At 74.4% G+C, this 21,900-nt stretch carries 14 protein-coding genes; 7 read left to right on the top strand and 7 right to left on the bottom strand.

Annotated features, from left to right (window positions below):
• Nucleotides 1-62: 62 nt before the first annotated feature.
• Together JL106_RS12245 and JL106_RS12240 are read right to left on the bottom strand one after the other, a co-directional pair.
• Nucleotides 63-1,634, bottom strand: a complete 1,572-nt coding sequence (locus JL106_RS12245; protein ID WP_328842203.1) for a transglycosylase family protein — start codon at nt 1,632-1,634, stop codon at nt 63-65.
• Between the two features lie 707 nt (nt 1,635-2,341).
• Nucleotides 2,342-2,848, bottom strand: coding sequence for a DUF3592 domain-containing protein (locus JL106_RS12240; RefSeq protein WP_205260999.1), 507 nt, complete (start codon nt 2,846-2,848; stop codon nt 2,342-2,344).
• 218 nt (nt 2,849-3,066) lie between these two features.
• Between JL106_RS12240 and JL106_RS12235 the strand changes: the two genes are divergently transcribed.
• Nucleotides 3,067-6,567 (top strand): TM0106 family RecB-like putative nuclease, encoded by a 3,501-nt coding sequence (locus tag JL106_RS12235; protein WP_205260998.1) that lies wholly within the window; start codon nt 3,067-3,069, stop codon nt 6,565-6,567.
• A 25-nt stretch (nt 6,568-6,592) separates the two neighbouring features.
• Here the strand turns inward: JL106_RS12235 and JL106_RS12230 are convergent, their stop codons facing one another.
• From JL106_RS12230 to JL106_RS22060, 3 genes are read right to left on the bottom strand one after another with little or no spacing between them, the layout of a single operon-like run.
• Nucleotides 6,593-7,546 (bottom strand): glycosyltransferase, encoded by a 954-nt coding sequence (locus JL106_RS12230; RefSeq protein ID WP_205260997.1) that lies wholly within the window; start codon nt 7,544-7,546, stop codon nt 6,593-6,595.
• Nucleotides 7,543-9,075, bottom strand: a complete 1,533-nt coding sequence (locus JL106_RS22065; RefSeq protein WP_205260996.1) for a PIG-L family deacetylase — start codon at nt 9,073-9,075, stop codon at nt 7,543-7,545. Before JL106_RS22065 ends, JL106_RS12230 begins: the two co-directional genes overlap by 4 nt.
• Entirely contained in the window at nt 9,072-10,301 is a 1,230-nt protein-coding gene (locus tag JL106_RS22060) for an acyl-CoA dehydrogenase family protein (protein WP_205260995.1), read from the bottom strand. Before JL106_RS22060 ends, JL106_RS22065 begins: the two co-directional genes overlap by 4 nt.
• A gap of 386 nt (nt 10,302-10,687) precedes the next feature.
• Here JL106_RS22060 and JL106_RS12215 point away from each other — a divergent pair, with 386 nt between their 5' ends.
• From JL106_RS12215 to JL106_RS12200, 4 genes are read left to right on the top strand one after another with little or no spacing between them, the layout of a single operon-like run.
• Nucleotides 10,688-11,800 (top strand): response regulator, encoded by a 1,113-nt coding sequence (locus JL106_RS12215; RefSeq protein WP_205260994.1) that lies wholly within the window; start codon nt 10,688-10,690, stop codon nt 11,798-11,800.
• Nucleotides 11,797-12,351 carry a response regulator transcription factor gene (locus JL106_RS21010; protein WP_205260993.1) on the top strand — a complete coding sequence of 185 codons (555 nt, stop codon included), beginning with the start codon at nt 11,797-11,799 and terminating at the stop codon, nt 12,349-12,351. The genes JL106_RS12215 and JL106_RS21010 overlap by 4 nt, the downstream gene beginning before the upstream one ends.
• Nucleotides 12,348-14,279, top strand: a complete 1,932-nt coding sequence (locus tag JL106_RS21005; RefSeq protein ID WP_205260992.1) for a sensor histidine kinase — start codon at nt 12,348-12,350, stop codon at nt 14,277-14,279. The genes JL106_RS21010 and JL106_RS21005 overlap by 4 nt, the downstream gene beginning before the upstream one ends.
• A gap of 19 nt (nt 14,280-14,298) precedes the next feature.
• Nucleotides 14,299-15,456 carry an alpha/beta hydrolase gene (locus tag JL106_RS12200; RefSeq protein ID WP_205260991.1) on the top strand — a complete coding sequence of 386 codons (1,158 nt, stop codon included), beginning with the start codon at nt 14,299-14,301 and terminating at the stop codon, nt 15,454-15,456.
• Between the two features lie 70 nt (nt 15,457-15,526).
• Here the strand turns inward: JL106_RS12200 and JL106_RS12195 are convergent, their stop codons facing one another.
• Together JL106_RS12195 and pta are read right to left on the bottom strand one after the other, a co-directional pair.
• Nucleotides 15,527-16,738, bottom strand: coding sequence for an acetate kinase (locus JL106_RS12195; RefSeq protein WP_205260990.1), 1,212 nt, complete (start codon nt 16,736-16,738; stop codon nt 15,527-15,529).
• Nucleotides 16,735-18,879 (bottom strand): phosphate acetyltransferase, encoded by a 2,145-nt coding sequence (gene pta, locus JL106_RS12190; protein ID WP_205260989.1) that lies wholly within the window; start codon nt 18,877-18,879, stop codon nt 16,735-16,737. Before pta ends, JL106_RS12195 begins: the two co-directional genes overlap by 4 nt.
• Nucleotides 18,880-19,123: 244 nt before the next feature.
• On the opposite strand from pta, the gene JL106_RS12185 reads away from it, so the two are divergent.
• Nucleotides 19,124-20,395, top strand: a complete 1,272-nt coding sequence (locus JL106_RS12185) for a lysylphosphatidylglycerol synthase transmembrane domain-containing protein (RefSeq protein WP_205260988.1) — start codon at nt 19,124-19,126, stop codon at nt 20,393-20,395.
• A gap of 71 nt (nt 20,396-20,466) precedes the next feature.
• The gene (locus JL106_RS12180; RefSeq protein ID WP_205260987.1) at nt 20,467-21,828 is read left to right on the top strand and encodes an MFS transporter; all 1,362 of its coding nucleotides are present in this window, start codon (nt 20,467-20,469) and stop codon (nt 21,826-21,828) included.
• Nucleotides 21,829-21,900: the final 72 nt, after the last annotated feature.

Here is a 21,900-nt window from a genome sequence, read left to right as displayed (position 1 = left end):
GCCCACCCGCCGGGCTCCTGCTGTCGGTGCTGTCACCCCTGTCCTGCCCACATCCCGCCCGTTCAGCGCCGCACGTCGCGGCAGCCGATGAGCGTGTTGTTGTTCGGGACCTTGCCGATGCCGAACACGCAGACGTTGTTGTTCCCGGCGGACAGCGGAACGGTGATCGAGAAGCCGTGTCGCCCGGAGATCCCGAAGACCGCGTTCACGTCGGCCCGGGCCTGATCGGCGCGGAACCCGTAGCCGCTGCCGTTGACGTACACGTGCGTCTCGATCGAGTCGCCCGACGCCATCGGATCGAACGTCCAGCCGCTGACCACGGCATTGTTGCCACTGCGGGTCACGGCGTCGATCGCGCCACGCGGCGGAACGACGCCCTGCACGGTCCGGCAACCGATCAGCGTGTTGTTGCCCGCGGACCGGCCGATGCCGAACACGCAGACCTCGTTGGGCCCCATCGACAGCGGCACCCGGACCGAGAAGCCGTGCCGACCCGAGATCCCGAACACCGCGTTCACATCGTTCCGGGCCTGGTCGGCCCGGAAGCCGTAGCCCTTGCCGTTGACGTACACGTGGGTCTCGATCGAGTCACCGGAAGCCGACGGATCGAACGTCCATCCGGACAGCGACGCCGTCAGCCCGTCCACCGCGGCCCCGTCCCAGGACCCGCGGGGCGGCACCACCGGCGCGACACCCTGCAGGGTCCGGCAGCCGATCAGGAGGTTGTTGCCCGCGGACCGCCCGATGGCGAACACGCAGACCTCGTTGGCCCCACCCGACAGCGGCACCGACACCGAGAAGCCGTGCCGGCCCGGGATCCCGAAGACCGCGTTGACGTCGGCCCGCGCCTGATCGGCCCGGAACGCGTACCCCTTGCCGTTGACGTAGACGTGCGTCTCGATCGACTCGCCCGAGGCCGACGGATCGAAGGCCCACCCGCTCAGCGAGGCTCGCTGGCCGTCGACCGCCGCCCCGTCCCAGGACCCGCGGGGCGGGACCACGGCGACGACGTCCCGGCAGGACAGCAGCGTGTTGTTGTCCCGCACCGTGCCGATCGCGTAGACGCACACCGTGTTCTTGCCGGCCGTCAGCGTGACGTCGACCGAGTACCCGTGGCGACCGGTGATGCCGAAGACGGCGTTGACATCGCTGCGGTCCCGGTCCGTCGGCACCGCCTGCGCGCGGCCGTTGACGTAGACGTGCACGTCGATCGAGCGGTCCGCGACGTCCGGGTCGTACGCCCATCCGGACACCGTCGCCGACAGTTCGGAGACGGCCACCGCGTCGACCGAGCCGCGCGGCGGGGTCGGGAGCGCGGGCGGCGGCGGCGCCACCGTGCTCGTCCCCAGCCCGAGGATGCTCGCGCACGTCCAGGGCGACCAGCCGCGCTGCTGCCAGAGCTTGAGCGCCAGCGCGTCCTGCGTGGCCCGGCTGGCCTGGTGCGGGTACCCGGTGCCGCCCACGCTGCGCCAGGTGGACAGGTCGAACTGGTAGGCGCCGTAGTAGCCGTTGCCGGTGTTGATCGTGTAGTTGTCGCCGGACTCGCACTGCCGCAGCCGTTGCCACTCCGACGCGGTCGGATCCGCCGACGCCGTGCCGCCGCCCACGACCAGGGCGCCCACGGCCAGTACCACCGTCGTGACCAGGGTGAGGACCCGCCGCACCGGGCCCGGCCGTCGCGGCCGGCCCGATCGGCGGTTGGAGCTCGTTCGCCGGCCGCCTGCTGGGGCGGGGTGTCGTGTTGCGACGCGCACAGCTGTTCGCTCCCGGTTCGAGGGGTGGATGGAACGACGGCGACGACACTCGACAGCGCATGCTCATCACAGCGCGTCGACCTCTCGTCACTATGCGTTCCTCACCCAGGACAACATCGTCAGCGCGGCAAGGCGAAACAGTTCACCCGGCTGCGTCAGGTCGGACACGGAATTCCCCCCGTACGGAGGAGAATCGAAATGTACCGCTACCGAGCGTGAGAACTACAAATCACACACCTGCAATTCACCCGCCCATGGAACGGGCCACCCGACCGGGTATTTGACAGTGATTGTGCTGAATGTCCGGTTCGCCACCGCTCGCCGATCACGCCCCGGACACGGGTCGCACACGCCCTCATCACGGCACGTGGATGCACCTGGGACATCGTCGAGGACGCCGGCGCCGACGGCTCAGGCATCGGTGACCAGCGGTGACGGCCACGCGCGGTTCCGAACGGGGCACGAATCACACCCGGAAATGCCGGCCCGAATTACTCAGCGCATCCACAGGAATCTTTGGAGCGCGAATGCGATTGGTGTGGGCCCGACGGCCGGACCGGAGCCCGCGACGGCCGCGGACATCGCCTTCACAGGTCGAAGAAACTCATCAGGGTGATGACGGCCCCGGCGCCGACCGCCACAGCCGCGACCACGGCGAGCACCAGCGTCCCGGTGGAGACGCCGCTCGCCGGCGGCAGGTGCACCGGGTCCAGCCGCGCCCGCGTCGGGCGTTCCGGGTCGTACCAGACCTGCACCAGCGAGCCGGGTCCGGGCGTGGCGACCCCGCCGACCCGGGACGGGAAGGTGATCTCGGTCCCGGGCGCCATGGCGGGGCGGGGACCCGCCGGGTCCTGATCGCCGCGGCCGCGGACCGTGAAGGTGACCACCGGCTGGCGCACCACGACGCCGGCGCGGCCCGGCCCGTGCCGGATCTCGTCCACCACCACTGCGTCGGTGCGCACCCAGCCGGCCGGGATGGTGGTGTTGCGCCGGTAGTTCCAGTCCCGACGAACCCCGAGCATCGCGCTGCCACCGATCGCTGCCACCAGCAGCAGTGGCACCGCCACCACGAGCACCGCGATGAGGTCCGGCACCCGATCATTGTCCCCCGGTCCCGCCGGTCGGCACCCGTTCCGTCGGCGTCCGCCGTCCCGGGCTGGGTGTCGGCGTCCGCCGGTCCCGGGCCGGTGTCGGTGTCCGTTGTTAGCGTGGCGCCGCCTCGCCCGGACGACGACCGGCGAGGGCCCGGATCCGCGAGGGGCGCCGGGCCGGCGGTGATGGGCACCGCCGGGAACGGCCGGGAAGGACACACATGCTCGAGGCAGACGGTTCCCTCCTGCTGGAGGCCGTCGACCTCACCCGCCTGCGGGCGTGCGAGTACTCGGTGCGGCGGCGCGTCGACGTCCTGCTCGGCCGGGCGTCGGCCACCTCGCCGTGCGGTCCGGTCGATCCGCTGGCCGCGGCCCGCGACCCGTTCGACGAGCAGACCGAACACCGGGTGCTCGCGCTGATCGCGGACGGCGCCGGTCCGACCGGCCGGCCGCTCCGGGTGCTGGACCTGCACGGACCAGCCCACGCCGGGCAACCGGGTGGACCGAGCGACCGTTCGAGCGACAGTCCGGGCAGCGGTTCCAGCACCAACCCGGACGTGGTCCGCGGGGCCGAGCTGCGCTCCGGCCGCTGGTCGGCCCGCGCCGACCTGCTGCTGCCGGAGCCGGCCGACCCCACCACCTTCGCCGTCGTGCAGGTGCGCGGCACCGCCCGCCGGGCCGACGCCACCACCGCGCTGCTGCAGGGTGCGCTGTTCGCCGGGCTGGCCGACGAGCTCGCCGACGCCGGCACCGCGCCGTGGTGGGCCGGTGGCCGCCGGCCCGGGCCGCGGCTGCACCTGGTCGAGCCCACGTCGGCGGTGCGGGTGCACGACCGGGCGGTGTTCACCGCACTGGTCCGCCACCAGCAGCAGCGGCTCATCGCCGTGGTCGACGACCAGCGGGCGTCCGCCCCGGTCTCCTGGACCGATGCTGACGTCCCGCGCTGTTTGTGGTGCAACGACTGTCGCCGCGCCGAGACCGAACACCGCGACGTCCAGCTGGTGGCCGGGATGCGGTCCACCGTGCGGACGGCGCTGCTGACCGCCGGACACCGGACCGTCGACGAACTCGCCGCGTCCGACGGACCGGTGCCGGACGTCCCTCCGGCCACCCTGGACCCGCTGCGCGCGCAGGCCCGGTTGCAGCTCACCGCGGGCATCCCGCCCCGTCCGGACGCACCGCTGCGGTACGAGATCGCCGATCCGACCGCGCTGGACGCGCTGCCCGGAGCGGACCGCGGGGACCTGTTCTTCGACTTCGAGTCCGACCCGATGTACGTCGAGGACGGGTGGCCGGACCAGGGCCTGGACTACCTGTTCGGCCTGCTCGGGCACGACCTGCCGGTCCCGGCGGACCACGACGGGTCCGACGACAGCGATGACAACAGCGATGACGACAGGGACGGCGGCGCCGCGCATCTCGCGCTCTGGTCGCGGGACCGGGCCGAGGAACGGGCCGCGCTGCAGTCCTTCCTCGACCTGGTCGACGAGCGCCGGCGCCGGTGGCCCGGACTGCACATCTACCACTACGCCAGCTACGAGACGGACACCCTGCGCCGGTTGACCCGTCGGCACCGGCTGGGCGAGGACCGACTGGCCGCGCTGCTGCGGGACGGGGTGTTCGTCGACCTGTACCGGACGGTCCGTCGCGCGCTGCGGATCTCCGAGTCGTCCTACTCGCTCAAGCGGCTGGAGCCGCTCCATCTGGGACCCGCGACCCGTTCCGGGCCGGTGACCACGGCGGCCGGCTCGGTGCTGCGGTTCCACCAGCAGCGGGCGGCGCGGGCAGCCGGGGACGCCGCCGCGGCCGACGGGATGCTGGCCGAGCTGGGGACCTACAACGCCGACGACTGCCGCTCCACCCGCGCGCTGCGCGACTGGCTGCTGGCCCGCCGGGGGGCGCAGCCGGACCCCGCTCCCCGGGAGCTGCCCGGCGACCGGACCGAGCCCCGCCCGGTCGATCCCGAGCCGGACCGGGCGGTCGCCGCCCTCGACCGGTTCGCCGGCACCGGCCCGCCGCTGCGACGCAGCGCGGACCAGGAGGCGGCGCTGGTGCTCGCCGACCTGGCCCGGCCGCGGTCGCCCCGGGCGCTGCGCGGCGCTCCCGCCACCGCCTGGGTGGCAGGCCCGGACCCGGCTCCGGGCGCCGGCACGCTGCTGGACGCGGCCCTCGTCGGTGTGGACGCCGACTGGGCCCGCCCGGCGGGCGGCGGGCCGGTGCGACGGTTGCTGCGCTGGCGCCTGCCGGGGCGCTCCGGGACGGACACGCCCGACGCCACCGGAACCAGCAGCGACGGCAGCAACGACGGCAGCAACGACGGCGGCCCTGACACCGGCACGACCGGCCGCCACCCCGGTCCGGTCGTGCACTGCCTGTACGACCCACCCCGGCCGGTCCCCGGCGGGACGCCGGCACCACTCGGCCGGGTCCTGGACGGCGGCGACGGCGATGCGCTCGTCCTGGTCGTGGCCGAGACGCTGCCCAGCGGGGTCGACCCGTACGAGGACCTCCCGGACCGGCTGGCCGTGGGGCGGGCGCCCCGTTCCCCGGCGATGACCGCGGTGCGCGCGCTGGCCACCACGGTGGCCGACGCCCTGCCCGACCTGCCCGCATCGGCGGCGACCGCGCTGCTGCGGCGAGCCGGATCGGTGGCTCCCGGATTGGATCCGGAGCGGGTGCTCGATCGGCTGACCGGATCCGACCGGTCCTTCCTGGCCGTGCCGACCAGGCCGTCCCTGCCGAACCTGCCGACCGTCGCGTCGCTGGTGGCGGTGCTGCGCGCCGCCGTCGAACGGTCCTGGCGGGTCGGGGTGAGCTGGGACGGGCCCCGGCGGCGGGAGCTGGCCGACGGGCTGGCCGAGGCCGGGCTGGCCGTGACGCTCAATCCGGCGCAGGTCCCGGTGGCGGGGCTGACGGCCGGGCTGGTGGTCGCCGACTCCCGGTGCCTCACCGATCCCGGCCGGGCACCCGGCGAGTGCTTCGACCTGCTGGTGGTGGTCGACGCGGACCGGTTGCCGCTGGGCGACGCGGTGGCCGCCGCCCGGACCACCCGGCGACTGCTGCTGCTCGGGGATCCCTCCCGCGCCCTGGCCGGTCCGGCGCCCGCGCGACCACACCCGGCGGACCGCTCGGTGATGTCCTGGGTGCTGCGGCCCCACCCGCCGACCGACGTGCACGCCCTGCTGGCGCCGCCCGGGCCGCCGCCGCGAGCGGTGGTCGCTGCGCCGCTCGCCCGGCCGCCGGGCCTGACGGTCGTGGCCCGCTCGGTCCGCCACGACGGCTGCGGCGCAGTCTCGGAGCCGGAGGCCGCGGCGGTGGTGGCGGAGGTGGCGGCGCTGCTGGACCCGGCCGGACCGGCGCCGGTGCCGGACGTGCTGGTGGCCACGCCGTTCCACCAGCAGGCGACGCTGCTGCGGCGGCGGCTGGCCGATGCCGGCCGATCCGGGGTCGAGGTGGTCACCACCGACCGGCTGACCGACCGCCAGGCCGGGACCGTGGTGCTGTCGCTGGCTGCGTCCCGCTTCTCGATGACGCCCCGCGGAGCGGCCGTGCTGTGCTCGCCCGGCCGGTGGTCGTCGGCCCTGGACGCCGCCCGCCGGTCCCTGGTCGTCGTCCACGGTTCCCTGCTGTTCGACGAGTGCCCTGACGATCCCCGGACGGCCGCCGAGGTGGGCGCCGTCCTGCACCTGCTCGGACCGGACCTGCCCGACTCCGCCGGGTGACCGCGGAGCCGCGAGTGCGCGGCGATCAGGCCGGTTCCCGGTCCTGCGTGCGCCCGTCGGCGACCGGCTCCCCGACCCCGTCGGGCCGTGCGTCGGCGGCGACCGCACCACCGGTGGCCGCGGCGGCGTTCCCCCGGTCGTCGGCCGGCCGCGGGGTCCCGTCCCGGCCGGCCAGCCCGCGCAGGTATGCGGCCATCCCGCCGTCGGTCCGCCCGTCCAGGCGGGTGCTGGTGTGCACCGGCGCGGCCGCGACGGCGGCCACCCGAGCGCCCGTCGCAGCCACCGCCCGGGCCAGCAGCACGTCCTCGTGCACGGCCACGTCGGCGAAACCGCCCGCTTCCAGGTAGGTGTCACCCCGGATGCCCAGGTTGGCGCCGAACACGTGCTCGTGGCCGTCGACCAGTCGGTGCCGCTGCTGCCACAGCTGGTGGGCCCGCCGGGACAGCACCCCGGTCGAGCCGGGCGGGCCGCCGGGGTCCGGCCGGCTCGGTCCGCCCAGCGTCACCGCACCGAGCACCAGCTCGGCACCCGTCTCGGCCTGCTGCAGGTGCACCTCCAACCAGTCGGCCGGCACCCAGGAATCGGCGTCCGTGCTGATCAGCCACACCCGCTCGGGCGGGACACCGGTCGCCGCCGCGGTGGTCAGCACGTGCGCCGCCCCGGCCGCGCGGGCCGCACCGACCCGGCCGACCTCGGTGCGCACCAACTCGACGTGCGGCCGGGCCAGCGCCACCTGGTCGGTGCCGTCGGAGCACCGGTCGGCCACCACCACGATCCGGACGGCCAGGCCCGGACGGGTGGCCGCCACCGCCCGCCGGGCCCGGTCGACTGCGGCCAGGCATCCGGGCAGCGCGACCTCTTCGTCCCGCGCCGGGATGACCACCGCCACCATCCCGATCGGGATCGCGATCGTGGCCGCGACCGGAGGTTCGGCGCGGCCGCCCGGGCGCGGGTCGCGCGGTGGCCCGACGGTCGTCACCGGTCGAGTTCCGGGCCGACGGTGCCGCCGGCCGCCGCCGGCCGCACGAAGACCTCGAGCCGGAAGTCGGCCTCGAGGTGCCGCACCAGCGGCTGCAGACCGCTGGTGGCACGCAGGATCTCGTGGACCCGGTCACCGTCGAGCGGGTAGTCGGCCACCGGGTGCCGCCAGTGGCAGGCGACGAGCACGCCGTCCGGGTCGAGCGCGCCGGCGGCCCGGCCGGCCAACTCGGTGAGCTGCGCCTCGGTGCAGTAGTAGCCGATCTCCGACAGCACGATCAGGTCGAACCGCCCGTACGGCCAGTCGTGCGGCAGCCGGCGGCGTTCGATCCGCACACCGGGCAGGTCGGCGGTCCGGGTCCGCGCGGCGGCCAGCGGCGTCTCGGAGATGTCCGCGGCCAGCACCGTGTCGCACCGCAGGCCCAGCTCCCGGGTCAGCACCCCGATCGAGCAGCCCGGCTCGAACGCGGCCCGGAACCGGGGGCGGGGCAGCGCGGCGAGCAACACCGCCCGCTTGCGCTGCTCGTACCATCGCTCGGTGAAGCCCCACGGGTCCGCGTCGGCGGCGTACATCGCATCGAAGTAGTCGGCACCGAGGCCGGTACCGCCGACCGGGTCGGCCGGGACGCGGTCACCGGCACCCGACGCCGGCTGGGTACCAGCGCCGTCACCGGGGTCGGCAGCGTCGACGATGAACAGCTCCCGGTCCCCGGTGAAGTGCTCGCGGAACCCGGGTGGGACGACGGGCTCGTCGCCGGGAGCGGGTGACAGGGGCAGCACCTGACTGCGGTACTCGTCCAGGGCGCGGCGCTTCGCCGCCCGGGCCGCCTCCGGCAGCGGCACGGCGACGAGCTGCGTCTCGGGGAACGGCGCGGCCGCCGGGTCGCCCCAGTGCCAGGCCCAGATCGGATACTCGAGCAGGCGGCACCCGGTCCGGTGGGCGACCTCGGCGGCGGCCAGGCCGACGGCCCGGTGATCCGGGTGTCCGTCCTCCCGCCACGGCGCCACCAACCAGACGCCGCCGCCCCGTGGGCCGACCCGGCGCTCGACGGCCCCGGTGATCACCGCGACCAGGTCGGCCAGTCCCCCGTCGGGCAGGTGCAGCACGGCCAGGGCGGCGGTCGGCGCGAGCTCGCCCACCGCGGCGCGTGCCTCGGCCACCCGCAGCGCGGCCAACCGGTCCGGGGTGAGCGTCGGCGAACCGGGATGGGAGCCCTCCCCGGCGGTGGCGATGAGCACGGTGACCTCGACCCCGCGGGCCGCGGCCGCGGCGATCAGTCCACCGGCGCCGAGGGTCTCGTCGTCGGGGTGCGCGGCCACCACGACCAGGCGCTCGAGGTCGGTGTCGTCCGGCACCGCGGGCCACCGCCGGCCGGCGGCCGCGGCGGCGTCCACCCCGCTGCCCAGCCAGGACGACCACGCGGCCGGGGCGGTGCCCGGGTCCAGGTGGGAGAACGACGGTGCTGCGGCCCCGACCGGCGGCCCGGTGGTCGCCCCGGTCGCCGGGCCGTCGTCCTGTCGCACCGTCACGCGCGCTCCTCCGTTCCACCCGGCTCGCCGTCGGGTCCGGCCTCCCGCAGCACCGCGTCGCCGAGCGCGGCCAGGTCCCGCTCGGCGTGCTGCTGCCGGACGTAGACGCCGAGATCGGCGACCCGTCGCGAGTAGTGCTCGTCCTGGGTCAGTGGTCGCGGGCCGAGATCGTGGCCACACCGCCGGACCACGTCCTCGACGACGGCCGCGACCACGGCTCGCACCCGCAGGGCGAGCGCGGCGCCGGCATCCCCGGCGGCGCCGCCCGCGTCGACCGTGGCGGCCGCGTCGGACAGCACCGCCCGGGCCGCGTGCAGCCCCGCGTCCACTCCACCGAGGTGCATGCGGGCCACCTGGTCGAGGGAGCGACCGCCGGCGAGCCGACGACGGTCGGTGAGCGCCCCAGCCAGGCCGACCGCCCCGCCGTACCAGCAGGCCGCCACCCCGATGCCGCCCCAGGCGAAGCCCGGTCGCCGCAGGTACCAGCCGGCGGGTCCGATCGGCATCGCCGCGGCGCCGGTGAACTCCAACGGCCCGGACGGCACCTCGGCGAGCCCGCGGGAGACCCAGCCCTGGGGCAGCACCTCGACCGTGCCGGACGACCGACCGTTCGTCAGCGACACCGCGAACAGCCGCCGGCCGGCCGGGGTGTGCGCGGTGACCAGCGCCGCGTCGACCCGGTCGCCCAGCGAGCACCACGGTTTCACCCCGTCCAGTCGCCACCGCCCGTCGTCGGCCGGACTCGCGGTCAGCCGGACCCCGGCGCCCTCGGCGGCGAACACCCCCCAGGTGGCGTCGCTGGGCTCGGGTAGCGGCATCCCGCCACCGACCGGCCCGGACCCGGACCCGGACCCGGACCCGGACCCGGACCCGGACCCGGACCCGGACCCGGACTCGGACTCGGACTCGGACTCGGACTCGGACTCGGCCAGGATGGCCAGTGCGTCCAGGTGCGCCTCGACCACCCGGGCCACGGTCAGGTCGGCCGCCGCCAGCGCCGCCAGCACCGACCAGCGCAGGCCGGTGGCGCCGGTCCCGGGAGCCGGCAGGGTCGGTCCCAGTTCGACGGCCAGCTCCAGCCCGAGTGGCACCCGGCCCGTGCCCGCGTCGAGGTCCGTGTGGACGCGGGCGATCAGCTCGGGCACCCGCGCCCGGGACGGTCCGGGCCGCTGGTCCAGGTCGAGCGCGCGCAGCCGGCCGCCGGCCGGGAGCGGTGCTGCGTCCACGGTGTCGTCCCCTCCTGCGGGGTCCCGGCCGCCGGCGGGCGTGCGCCGGGGACCCGATCGGCGGTTGGCGTCGACCCGACGATCTGATCATCTGGCCGATCGGGGGTTCCCGCTCCGGCGGTGGTCAAGCACCTCCGGGGGCGGCAATCGGAGGACCGAGGGTGGAACGAGAGCATTCAACTACATCGGGTGACCGGGGTCTGACGAAGCGTGACCCTTCGGGGGACGCGCCCGCAGGCGCCGTGTGCCAGAGTCAGCAGGACCGTGCTCGGCCGTCCGAACCGAGTGCACCGGGCACGGAGCGGCGCCCCGTCACCACCGGTGCGGGGGATCCGTCGCAGGACGTCGGAGCAGGGGGACTCGCCCCACGGGGGAAGGGGTCGCACATGACCACGCAGATCCGGGCCTTGGTCGTGGACGACGATCCGGACGTCCTGGACTACCTGGGCGTCGTGCTGAACCAGCGCGGATCGATGCGCGTCACCACCGCGATGGACGCGCGCACCGCTCTGGAGCACTTCCGCCGGCAGGAGTTCGACGTCGTCCTGGCCGACATCGAACTGCCGGACATGAACGGCCTGGAACTGGCCGCCATCATCCGCGAGCACATCCCGCGCCAGCCCGTCCTGGTCATGACCGCCCACGCGTCCGTGGACTACGCGATGACCGCGATGCGGCACCAGGTGGACGAGTTCCTGTTCAAGCCGATCCGCCCCGCCCAGCTCATCGCGTCCGTCACCGAGGCGGCCATGAACGGCCGACGGCGGCGGGCCACCACCAGCGGGCAGGTCGTGCTGGCCATCGGCGCACACCCCGACGACATCGAGATCGGTATCGGCGGGCTGCTCGCCGCGCACCGCGCGGCCGGCGACGCGGTGGTGCTGCTCACCGCCTCGCACGGCCCGCGGGACCGGGCCGACGAGGCCACCCGCCGCGCCCTGGCCTCGGCCGAACTGCTCGGCGCCCGGCTGTACCTCAACGACCTGCCCGACACCGCGGTCAGCCCCGCCGACCCCACCGTGGCGGTGATCGGCAAGGTGGTCGAGGAGGTGTCGCCCACCATCGTCTACACGCACTCGCTGCACGACCGGCACCAGGACCACCGCGCCGTGCACCACGCCACGCTGAACGCGGCGTCGGACATCCGGACCATCGCCTGCTACCAGAGCCCCTCGGCCACCGTGGACTTCCGGCCCACCCGGTTCATCTCGGTGGACGGCTTCACCGACACGAAGCTGGCCCTGCTGGCCTGCTACGCGGATCCGGTCAGCCCGGGCCTGGCGGCCGGGGCGAGCACCGGCATCGTGCCGCCGCCGCCGGAGTACCTGGATCCCGAGTACGTGCTGACCACGGCGCGGTACTGGGCCCGGTTCGGCGACGGCCGGACCTGCGAGCCGCTCGAGGTGCTGCGCGACCAGACGGGGCTGCTGGGTACCACCGGACCGGTGCACGAGACCTTCACCCCCGAGGACCGTCACGACCCGCAGTGGGTGGCGTGATCTCCTTCCCCGCCCCGAAGTCCCTGATCAACACCGGCACCGACACCGACATCGGCACCGGGACCGGCACCGGCACCGGCATCAGCCCCGGCGCCCCGACGAGCACGGAGGGAGCACCGCTGGACGTGAGCACCTCCCTGCCGTCGTCGTCCGGGGACCCGTCCGGCACGGTCGTGGTGGCCGACGACGACCCGGACATCCGCGCCCTGGTCGTGATGGCCGTGCGCCGCGCGGGTGGCACGGTGAGCGCCGCGGTCGAGGACGGTCAGGCGGCGCTGAACGAGATCCGGTCCGCCCCGCCGGCCCTGGCCATCCTCGACGTCACCATGCCGAAACTCACCGGGCTGCAGGTGTGCCAGGCGCTGCGGGCCGACCCGCAGACTGCGGGGGTGCCCGTGATGCTGCTGACCGCCGCCGCCCACCCGGAAGCCCTCGAGGCCGGCCGGGCGGTGGGCGCCGACGAGTACGCCACCAAGCCGTTCAGCCCCCGCGCGCTGGCCGACGAGATCCGCCGGATGCTGGCCCGGGTCGGTCGGGACGGCCGGTCGTGAGCAGCCGGGTGGCCGGCCTGGGTGGTGCTCCCCCGACCGGCGCGGACTCCCGCTGGACCCGCACCGTCCACCCCGTCCACTGGATCCGGCAGATGGCCCAGGACCCGACCTCGGTGGCCGGCCGCCAGGTCATGCTGTTCGCGGTCTACGCGGTCTCGCAGCTGATGTTCCTGGTCCCCGGGGTGACCGCCGACGACCTCATCACCGTCCTGGTGGCCGGCGCGCTGATGGTGCTGACCACGGCGGCCGCCCTGCTGGTGGACTGGGAGGCCAGGTCGCCCCGGGCCGCCATCGTCATCCCGGTGGCCAGCATGGTCGCGGTCGGCCTGCTGCGCACCGGCACCGGCGGGGCCACCTCGTTGTTCTCCATCCTGCTGCTGCTCGCCGCGGTGTCCCTCGGCGCGGAGCCGGGCCGGGCACCGGTGGTCATCGGGGTCCCGCTGCTGGTCGTCATCTACTTGCTGCCCGCCGCATCGGATCCCGGCGCCCTGGCCAACGGCCAATGGGTCCGGGTCATCTTCACGCCACTGGCCGTCGGGCTGGCCATCCTGCTGGTGAACGAGTGGACCAGCCGGTTGCGGGCCCGGCTGCGCATCGTCGAGCACCTGCAGCAACGGCAGGCCGAGCTCCTCACCCGGGCCCAGGAGCGGTCGGCCGCCGCCCAGGAGGCCACCGAGCGACTGCGCACCTCCCAGGAGCGGCTGCGCGAGTCGGACGACCAGATGCGCAGCATCATCGATGCGGTCACCGAGCAGTCGATCATCGGGACCGACCTGACCGGCCGGATCGACGTGTTCAACGCCGGCGCCGAGAAGCTGCTCGGCTACACGGCCGCGGAGATGCTCGGCCGGGGCTACATCACCGACCTGCACATCCGTGAGGAGCTGCGCCAGGCCCGTATCGACGAGCAGGCCAAGCCTCCTGCGGAGGAAGCATCCGCCCGCATGGACCGCGGACTCCCGGCCGACCTCGAGACACTGGTGGCCAACGCCCGGCGCGGTGAAGCGCTGGTCCGGGAGTGGCGCAAGATCCGCGCCGACGGCAGCACCGTCCCTGTGTTGGTCGCGGCGACCCCACGGTACGGACCGGAGCACCGGATCGAAGGCTTCCTGTTCGTGGCCACCGACATGACCCACGCGCACGAACAGGCCGCGCTCAAGGACCAGTTCGTCAACCTCATCTCGCACGAACTGCGCACGCCGCTGAGCTCGATCGTCGGCTACCTCGAACTGATCGGCGATGATCCGGACGCGCCGCTGTCGGCCACCCAGCAACGGCACCTGGCCACCGTGGAACGCAACGCCGATCGGCTGCTGCGCCTGGTGGGTGACCTGCTGTTCGCCGCCCAGGTGCAATCCGGTCGCTTCCACCTGGACCGGCGGACCGTCGAGATCGGCGCCGTGGTGCGGGCCGCGCTGGACACCGCGGCGCCCGGTGCGGCGGCCAAGTCGCTCGAGCTGACCAGTTCGTGCGATCCGTGCGTCATCCGGCTCACCGCGGATCCGGTGCGGCTCGGCCAGGCCGTCGACAACCTGCTGTCCAACGCGGTGAAGTTCAGCCGGGTCGGCGGACAGGTGCTGGTCCGGGTCACCGTCGAGACGCCGCGGCGGGAACTGCCGAGGGTCCGCGTCTCGATCACCGACGCCGGCGTGGGCATCCCGGCCGACGAGCTGCCCAACCTGTTCTCGCACTTCTTCCGGTCCTCGACGGCGACCCGCAAGGCCATCCCCGGGGTCGGTCTGGGGCTGAGCATCACCAAGGCCATCGCCATCGCGCACGGCGGTGACGTCGAGGTGTCCAGCGTCGCGGGCGAGGGCACCACCTTCAGCGTGTGGCTGCCGGCCGAGGACCTGGCGACGGAGGACGTGCTCCCGGAGCCGGTCGATCCCGACGCCGAGACTGCGGTGGACCGTCCCGCCCGGGCCTGATCCCGTTACGCTGACCGCCGTGTCGCAGGAGTCGCCCACCGCCCTTGCTCCGGACTCCGCGCCGGCGGGCGCCGCGCCCATCGATCTGCCCACCGGCCCGCCCGCGGGTGCCGGGTTCCAGCCGGACGTCCTGGGCGAGGGCTACGAGTCGCTGACCGTGCCGCTCGGCGAGGACGACGAGGGACCGGTCGTGGTCACCGTGGTGCGGCGCCGGGCCGGGTCGACCGGGGAGTCGGCCGCTGGGCCGACTGCCGCGCCGAATCGCGATGGCCGGCGGGCTGTGCTGTACGTGCACGGGCTGAACGACTACTTCTTCCAGACCGAGCTGGCCGAGCAGCTCACCGCCCGGACCGACCGACCCACCGACTTCTACGCCGTCGACCTGCGCAAGTGCGGCCGGTCCTGGCGCCCCGGTCAGACACCGCACTGGACCGAGGATCTGGGCGTCTACGCCGAGGACCTGGACGCGGCGCTCGCGGTGATCCAGGCCGACGGCCACGACCGGGTCACCGTGCTGGCGCACTCCACCGGGGCGCTGTCGAGCGCGCTGTGGCTGGCGGGACGCAGGAGTCGCGCGAGCGAGGAACGAGCGAGCGCGGGCTCCGACCATGCGGCACCCGAGCGGACCGGCCGTGGTGCGGCCCCGGTGACCTCGCTGGTGCTCAACTCCCCGCTGCTCGAGCTGAACGCCCACTGGGCGGTGCGCGCCGGGGCCGCCCCGTCGGTCACCGCGCTGGCCCGGGTGCGGCCACGGGCGGTGCTGCCGGTCGGGGTGTCGGAGTTGTACGGCCGCAGCCTGCACACCCAGTTCGACGGCGAGTGGACCTACGACCTGACCATGAAGACGCTGGCCGGGTTGCCCGTCCGCGCCGGCTGGCTGGCCGCGGTGCTGGCCGGGCTGCGGCAGGCTCACCGCGGGCTCGAGCTGCCGGTGCCGATCCTGGTCATGTGCTCCAGCCGCACCGTGGTGCCCAAGGTGCGGGGGCAGGAGCTGTTCACCGGGGACGCCGTGCTGAACGCCGAGGCCATCGCCCGCCGGGCCACCGCGCTCGGGCCGCGCGTCACCTGCCTGCGCATCGCCGACGGCATGCACGACCTGGTGCTGTCCCGCCCGCCGGTGCGCGCCGCCGTCTACGGCGAGCTGCACCGCTGGCTCGACGCCTACGGCGACGGCTGACCGGAGGGGTCGCCGGAGCGAGGCACGAGCGGACGGCGAGCTCCGACCATCAACCCGGCCGCCGGGTCGCTCAGCCGACCACGGTCACGGTGGCCCGGGCGATGGCCAGCTCCTCGTTCGTCGGCACCACCATGACGGTGACCGGGGTGTCCGGCGGCGAGATGATCCGCGCGTCGCGGCTGCGGACGGCGTTGCGGTCCGCATCCACCACGATGCCGAGCCCCTCCAGACCGGCCAGCACCTGGGCCCGCACCGCTGGGGCGTTCTCCCCCACCCCGGCGGTGAAGGTGATGACGTCGACCCGCCCGAGCACGGCCAGGTAGGCCCCGATGTACTTGCGCACCCGGTGGCAGAACACGTCGAAGGCCAGCCGGGCCGCGGCCGCCCGGTCGGCATCCGGCCCGTCCATCATCGCCTGCAGGTCGCGGAAGTCGTTGGTGCCGGCCAGACCCAGCAGCCCGGACCGGCGGTTGAGCAGCGTGTCGAGCCCAGCCGGGTCGAGACCGCCCGGCCCGGCCAGGTGCAGCAGCACGCCCGGGTCGAGGTCGCCGCTGCGGGTGCCCATCACCAGGCCCTCGAGCGGCGTCATCCCCATGGACGTCTCCACCGCGACCCCGCCGCGCACGGCCGAGGCGGAGGCACCGTTGCCCAGGTGCAGCACGATCTGGTCCAGGTCCGCGAGCGGCCGGCCCAGCACGGTGGCCACCTGTCCACTCACGTACTGGTGGGACGTGCCGTGGAAGCCGTACCGGCGGACGGCGTGCCGGGCGGCCAGGTCGGCGTCGATCGCGTAGGTCGCGGCCGCGGCCGGCAGCGTCCGGAAGAAGGCCGTGTCGAACACGGCGACCTGCGGGATGCCGGGGAACGCCCGGGCCGCCTGCTCGATGCCGGTGAGGTTGGCCGGGTTGTGCAGCGGCGCGAGTCCGGACACCGCGCGGATCTGGCGCAGCACGGCGTCGTCGATCAGCACCGGGTCGGCGAACACGTCGCCGCCGTGCACCACCCGGTGCCCGATCCCGACCAGCCGCTCACCGCGCAGCGGCCGGCCGGAGTCGACGAACAGCTGCCGCATCACCTCGAGCGCGGCCGCGTGGTCCGGGATCGGCCCGGAGAAGGTGGTGTCGTTGCCGGCGAACGAGTGTCGGGCGCGACCGGCGGCGCCGGGCTCCCCGATGCGTTCCACCACCCCGGACGCGACGGCCACACCGGCGTCCGGATCGACCAGCTGGTACTTCATCGACGACGAGCCGGAGTTGACGACCAGCACGGGTCGGTCCGTCATCGGTCCTCCGCCCCGGCCGGGACCGCCTGCATCGCATCAGGTGTCGATCGTGGTCCGGCCTGGGCCTGGACGGCGGTGATGGCCACGGTGTTCACGATGTCCGCGACGAGGGCACCGCGGGACAGGTCGTTCACCGGCCGGTTCAGCCCTTGCAGCACCGGTCCGATGGCCAGCGCCCCGGCGCTGCGCTGCACCGCCTTGTAGGTGTTGTTGCCGGTGTTGAGGTCCGGGAAGATCAGCACCGTGGCGCGTCCGGCCACCGGCGAGTCCGGCAGCTTGGCCGCCGCGACGGTCGGATCGACGGCGGCGTCGTACTGGATCGGCCCCTCCACCAGCAGGTCGGGCCGGCGGGCGCGGACGAGTTCGGTCGCCTGCCGCACCTTGTCGACATCCGCGCCCGCGCCGGACGTCCCGGTCGAGTAGGACAGCATGGCGATCCGCGGGTCGATGCCGAACTGGGCCGCGGTGTCCGCCGAGGAGATGGCGATCTCGGCCAGCTGCCCGGCGTCCGGGTCGGGGTTCACCGCGCAGTCGCCGTAGGCGAGTACCCGGTCGGCCAGGCACATCAGGAACACGCTGGAGACGATGGTGGTGCCCGGCGTGGTCCGGATGATCTCGAACGCCGGGCGGATGGTGTGCGCGGTGGTGTGCGCCGCGCCGGAGACCATGGCGTCGGCCAGCCCCAGGTGCACCATCATCGTGCCGAAGTACGAGACGTCCTGGACGACGTCGCGGGCCCGGCCCGGGGTCACGCCTTTGTGGGCGCGCAGCCGGACGTACTCGGCGGCGAACCGGTCGACCAGCGCCTCGTCGTGCGGGGACAGGATCCGGACCCCGCCGAGGTCCAGGCCCAGTCCGGCGGCCCTGCCGAGCACCGCCGCCGGGTCCCCGAGCAGGGTCAGGTCGGCGACGCCGAGCCGGGACAGCGTGGCCGCCGCCCGCAGGATCCGCTCGTCCTCGCCCTCGGGCAGCACCACGTGGCGACGGTCGCCGCGGGCCCGCTCCAGCAGCTGGTGCTGGAACATGACCGGCGTGGTGATCTCCGGCTGGGCGACGTCCAGTGCGTCGAGCAGCCCGGTGCCGTCGACCGTCTCGGCGAAGACCCGCAGTGCGGTCTCGATCTTGGCCCGGGACGTCGCGGTCATCCGGCCGCGCACCCCGGACAGTGCGGACGCCGTCTCGAAGGTGCCCTGGTCGGAGACGATGAACGGCAGGTCGACCGGCACCCCGTCGAGCAACTGGGCCACCGGCTCGGGCGGCCGGTAGCCGCCCGTGAGCACCACCGCGGACAGCCGCGGGAAGGTGCCCGACTGGTGGGCCATGACCAGGCCGGGCAGCAGGTCGGAGCGGTCACCGGGAGCGATGACGGTGACGTCGTCGTGCAGCCGGGTCAGCACGTTGGGCAGGCTCATGGCCGCGACCACGAAGCCGAGCGACTCCCGCTCCAGTCCCTGCTCGTCACCGCGGACCAGGGTGCCGCCGCAGGCCTCCCGCAACTGCTCCACCGTCGGCGCGACCAGCAACGGCACCTCAGGGACCACCCCGGCCAGCGGCACGGGACCGTCCGCGAGCACCCGCCGGACCGGTTCGGAGTCCTCCGGCCGGACCCGCATGGCGATGACCGCGGTCGGGTGCACCTGGGCCGACGCCAGTTCCTGCTGGGCCAGCTCGACGGCCACCTTCGTCTGCCGCGGCGTCCGGTCGACGCCCGGCACCACCAGCACCACCGGCGCGCCCAGGTTCACCGCCACCCGCGCGTTCGCGGCCAGCTCACTGCCGGTGGCGATGTCGGTCCAGTCGCTGCCCTGGACGACGACGAAGTCGTAACGGGCGGCGACCCGGTGGAAGCGCTCGACGATCTCGGCCAGCGCGGCGCTCTCGTCGGCGTGCCACTGCTGGTAAGTGACGCCCAGGGCGTCGTCGTAGGGCTGGTCGACGGCCGGGTGCGCGAGCAGCATCTCCAGCACGGTGTCCCGGGCGTCCGGGGCCGAGTCGGCGTCGGCCGACTCCGGGGCCGCGCTGACCGGCCGGAACACCCCCACCCGTCCCACCCGCCGGGACAGCAGGTCGACCAGCCCCAACGCCACCATCGACTTGCCGGCACTGCCCTCGGACGACGTGATGTAGACGCTGCGCGACATGGCCGCAGGGTAGCCAGCGCGGGTGCCCGGACAGCCGCACCAGGGCGAACAGCCGGCGACCGGCGGGCGACCCGGGACGGGCGGCCGCGCCGTGACCCGTCCCCCGATCGGTCATCGATCTCCTCCGATGCTGCCGGTGGCGGCCCTCGATGTGTGATCCTGGAGCCGGCGTCCGGGGCCGGACCACCGACCCGCGGAGGTGCGGGCAGCGGGCGCCGCCGCCTGGAGGGGGTGTGCGGCCGCGATGTCGGACCTGACCGTGCCGTCCGCCGCCGCCTCGCCCGTCGAGCCGGAGCCCGACGCCCGGCCCGACCCGGGGAGCGAGCACCCGGCCGGCGTCAGGAAGGTGGCCGACCGGTTCCGCTGGCTGTTCCGCTCCCGGCTGCTGGTCGCCGTGGTGCTGGCCGTCGCGGTGGTGCTGGTGCTGCACGACAGCCTGCCGTCACCCACCGAGGTGTGGTCGGCGGTCACCCGGGCCAACTGGTGGTGGGTCGCCGCGGCCGCACTGTCCCAGATCTGCTCGGTGATCATGATGGCGTTCCAGCAGCGCCGGCTGCTGCAGGCGTTCGGGGTGCCCGCCACCTTCGGCCGGATCAACGCGATCACCTGGTCGGGCAACGCCCTGTCGATGAGTCTGCCGGCGGGCGGCGCGGTCAGCGCGGGCTACACGTTCCAGCAGTTCCGCCGCACCGGGGCGTCCACGCCGATCGCGGCCAGCGTGCTGGTGCTGTCCGGCGTCATGTCGACCATCGGTCTGGTGCTGCTCTACCTGGCCGGGATCGGGGTGTCGGCGTTCCGGCCGCTGTGGGAGTTCGGCGAGGACCACCCGGTGGTGGCCCTGCTGGTGGCGGTCGGCATCATCGCCGCGGTCGAACTCGGCATCCGCTGGGTGTCCCGGCGACTACCGCAGCACGAGGCGTCCACCCGGGCCACGCCCCGGCTGGACCGCTGGCAGGACCGGCACGCCAAGCTCGGCGCCGGCGCCAGGCACGCGCTGGACACTTTGCGCCAGGCCCGGGTGGTCCGACTGCAGGACTGGAACATCGTGCTGCAGACCTCGTTGGCCAACTGGGCGCTCGACCTGGCCTGTCTGTACCTGAGCGCCCTGGCCGTGGGCGTCGACGTGCATCCGGCGGCGTTGGCCGCGCTGTACCTCGGCGTCCAGGTGGTGCGGCAGATCCCGCTCACCCCGGGCGGCATCGGCGTCGTCGAGGCCGCCCTGCTGGCCGGGCTGATCAGCATCGGGGCCGCACAGGGACCCGCCGCGGCGGCCGTGGTCATCTACCGGCTGCTGTCGGCCTGGCTGCTCATCCCCATCGGCTACCTGGTGCTCGGCTGGATGCGCCGTCGCGTCCCCGGGTCGCAGACGCCGATCGACGAGCCGGCGGCCGATGACGACGCCACTGCCGACCACCCCGCCTCCGACCACCCCGCCTCCGACCTCCCCGTCTCCGACCTCCCCGTCTCCGAGCACGCCACTCCGGACCGCACCGCGCCCGATCGACCCGGGCGCTGACCGCCACGCCGGAGCGGACCTTCGCCGCCCGTTGGCCGGATGGACGCCTGCGCGCCCTAAGGTGCGCCCCCATGAGCGCAGCATCGACGGGCGGCCCGTCCTCCTCCGGGTCCGACCTGCCCCCGCCGCCGGCCTCGGACGGCACGTCGATCCCGATCCGCCAGATCCTGTCCTGGGGGCTGTGGGACTGGGGGTCGGCCGCGTTCAACGCGGTCATCGTCACCTTCGTCTTCTCCGTGTACCTCACCGACGAGGTCGGCGCGGAGCTGCCCGGGTCGATCAGCGCGAACACCTGGCTGGGCTGGGCCCTCGGCCTGGCCGGCTTCGTCATCGCGGTGCTGGCTCCGGTGACCGGGCAACGGGCCGACGCGGGCGGACGGCGCCGGGCGTCGCTGGGCGTGTGGACGTCGCTCACCGTCGCCGCCATGGTCGGCCTCTTCTTCGTCGAGAACGACTACCACTTCCTGTGGCTCGGTCTGCTGCTGATGGGCCTGGGCTCGATCTTCTTCGAGTTCGCCGAGGTCTCCTACAACGCGATGCTGCGGCAGATCTCGACGCCGCCGACCATCGGCCGGGTCTCCGCGTTCGGCTGGGCCATGGGCTACGTCGGCGGCATCGTGCTGCTGCTCATCTGCTACTTCGGCTTCATCTCGCCGGACGTCGGGCTGTTCGGGGTGACCTTCGAGGACGCCGGCCTCAGCATCCGCGTCGTGGCGCTGGTCGCCGCGGCCTGGTTCGCGCTCTTCGCCATCCCGGTGCTGCTCACCGTCCCGGAGATCCCGCCCGGTCCCAAGGCCGACCGCGTCGGCTTCTTCGCGTCCTACCGAGTGCTGTTCCGGGACCTGGGCGCGTTGTACCGGCGGGACCGGCACACGGTGTTCTTCCTGGGCGCCAGTGCACTGTTCCGGGACGGGCTGGCCGCGGTGTTCACCTTCGGCGCCGTGCTGGCCGTCACCGTCTACGGGATCAGCAGTGACGACGTCATCCTGTTCGGCATCGCGGCCAACGTCGTCTCGGCGATCGGCGCCCTGGTCGCCGGCGTCTTCGACGACCGGCTGGGTCCGAAGCGGGTCATCGTCGCCTCGCTGACCGGCATGATCGCTACCGCCGTCGTGCTGCTGTTCGTCTCCGGACCCGGCATGTTCTGGATCTTCGGGCTCATCCTGTGCCTGTTCGTCGGGCCGGCCCAGTCGGCGTCCCGGACCTTCCTGGCCCGGCTCGCGCCAGCCGGACACGAGGGCCAGTTGTTCGGCCTCTACGCCACCACCGGGCGGGCGGTGTCCTTCCTGGCCCCCGCCCTGTTCGGGTTGTTCAGCCTGATCGGCGGCGACCGGCTGGGTATCGTCGGCATCATCCTGGTGCTGCTGGCCGGGCTGCTGGCGCTGCTCCCGGTGCGCCCGCCGGCGCCGCCGGCCGCGCACGTCCCGGCCTGACCGCGGAACCGCCACGTCCGGCGGTCACGGCGTACGGTCGCCCGAGGTGGCCGACCCGTCCGGGGGGGCCCG

This window comes from Nakamurella leprariae (assembly GCF_016918035.1).
Taxonomy (GTDB): Bacteria; Actinomycetota; Actinomycetes; order Mycobacteriales; family Nakamurellaceae; genus Nakamurella; species Nakamurella leprariae.
This window is presented reverse-complemented; position numbering and strand designations above follow the sequence as displayed.

Bases quoted from the DNA above. Each gene is read 5' to 3' on its own strand.
- JL106_RS12235 (WP_205260998.1), top strand. From the start codon at position 3,067: ATGCTCGAGGCAGACGGTTCCCTCCTGCTGGAGGCCGTCGACCTCACC.
- JL106_RS12215 (WP_205260994.1), top strand. From the start codon at position 10,688: ATGACCACGCAGATCCGGGCCTTGGTCGTGGACGACGATCCGGACGTC.
- JL106_RS12195 (WP_205260990.1), bottom strand. From the start codon at position 16,738: ATGACGGACCGACCCGTGCTGGTCGTCAACTCCGGCTCGTCGTCGATG.
- pta (WP_205260989.1), bottom strand. From the start codon at position 18,879: ATGTCGCGCAGCGTCTACATCACGTCGTCCGAGGGCAGTGCCGGCAAG.
- JL106_RS12185 (WP_205260988.1), top strand. From the start codon at position 19,124: ATGTCGGACCTGACCGTGCCGTCCGCCGCCGCCTCGCCCGTCGAGCCG.
- JL106_RS12180 (WP_205260987.1), top strand. From the start codon at position 20,467: ATGAGCGCAGCATCGACGGGCGGCCCGTCCTCCTCCGGGTCCGACCTG.